Genomic DNA, 1,735 nt, shown 5'->3' with positions numbered 1-1,735 from the left:
GTGCGCAGCCGTTTATGCTTGCCCGTTGCACAGTGGCAGCAGGCATAACATCCATCGTCTACTCTCTGGATACCCAGAGGGAATGAAGAGTCAAAGCCGGTACGTGGTAGCACGTAGGGGCACGTATCCTGATACGCAATTCTGCGCTTTTTGTAATAAGGATAAGTGTAGGGATATTGTCCGAATGAAAAACAGTGTATGACTGCTTCAATCAGAGGACAAGTCGAAATTGATTGATGCAGCCATGAAGAATATAAAAATCAATATATTATAAGAAAATCGTCTTAAACATTAACGGCGATAGTCGCGGAACGGACCATCACCCACGGAACGCCGCTCAATAAGGGTCGGATGAACCTCAATCACCTGTGCATCTTCGCGCTTGCTGGTGATGCGATCGAGCAGCATGGTAAAGGCAGATTGACCCAAACGCTCTTTGGGCTGGTGGATGGTGGTCAAGGCCGGCGTGAAATAACGCGCATGGCGAACATTATCGTAGCCAATCACGGAAATATCTTGCGGTACACGTAGCCCTAGCTCATCTGCCGCGCAGATAGCGCCCATCGCCATGATATCGCCGCCGCAGAAAATGGCGGTCGGGCGCTGTTTCTGCGCCAAAATCTGGTGCATGGCTTTATAGCCGGATTCCGGTTCAAAATCGCCCTGAACAACCCACTCATCGCGTACCGTAATATCCGCTTCGTGCAAGGCTTTGAGAAAACCCAGATAACGCCCACTGCCGGTGTTGCGTTCCTGAATACCGGGAATGGCACCGATGTCGCGGTGGCCGCGCTCAATCAGGTATCGGCCAGCCAGGTATCCGCCTTCAAAGGCGTTGTCAATAATGGTGTCGGTGAAATCGCTGTGTGCCTGACCCCAATCCATCACCACCATGGGAATGCTGCGATAATCCGCCAACATGCCCAACAGTTCGGGCGGATATTCCGCACACATCACCAACAGGCCATCGACCCGTTTTTGCGCCAGCATGGAAAGATAGGCTCGCTGTTTTTCCAGGTTATTGTGCGAGTTGCACAGAATCAGGGTGTAGCCTTTGGCATAACAACTGTTTTCAACCGCTTCGATGATTTCTGCGAAGTAGGGTGCTTCGCTCGAGGTGGCGAGCAGTCCGATGGATTTGGTGTGGTTGACCTTTAAGCTCCGCGCTACTGCGCTCGGGGAGTAGTGTAATTCCTTGATGGCTTCCCGCACGGCCGTTTTGGTCTCTTCGGCGACGAAACGTGTTTTGTTGATGACGTGAGAGACGGTTGTAGTTGAAACGCCAGCACGCTTTGCCACATCTTTGATCGTTGCCATCTAAAAATGACTCCTGAACCTACTTGTTACGGCAGTATATAGTTTGTTAATCGTTTGCTTTTGCGTAATGTTCTCTTTCTGATGGAATAAACAGGATATCAGAAGGAGACTGCCGACGTACTTTGTACCTAAAGGGGACGCATTGATCCCATTGAAGATGACGTGTTCGGACACCGACGCAGCGCACGGTAAACTGCGAATTCTGGCTGATTTGCCGCGAAAGTGAAAGGGATAATTGATATAATTAGTGCAGCCGGGATCGGAGATTTTCCCTATAAATTGTGTAACAATACCTTCTTGGCGTCATTGTGCTGCGGCGATTGGCGTGCAAAAACAATGTGGCATCCAATGCGGCGGCAATTTCCACGCGTTTCTGTGTTTCAAGGAGATAGAATGAATACTGATTTGAAAATGTCAT

General features: G+C 49.8%; 1 protein-coding gene. It reads right to left on the bottom strand.

The features are described from left to right. Positions 1 to 291: 291 nt before the first annotated feature. Positions 292 to 1,317 (bottom strand): HTH-type transcriptional repressor PurR, encoded by a 1,026-nt coding sequence (gene purR, locus J5224_RS26625; RefSeq protein WP_264628173.1) that lies wholly within the window; start codon positions 1,315 to 1,317, stop codon positions 292 to 294. Positions 1,318 to 1,735: the final 418 nt, after the last annotated feature.

Source organism: Candidatus Symbiopectobacterium sp. NZEC135 (assembly GCF_025962695.1).
Note: the sequence above shows the minus strand (reverse complement) of the source record. Positions and strands in the feature narration are given on the sequence as shown.

Bases quoted from the DNA above. Each gene is read 5' to 3' on its own strand.
- purR (WP_264628173.1), bottom strand. From the start codon at position 1,317: ATGGCAACGATCAAAGATGTGGCAAAGCGTGCTGGCGTTTCAACTACA.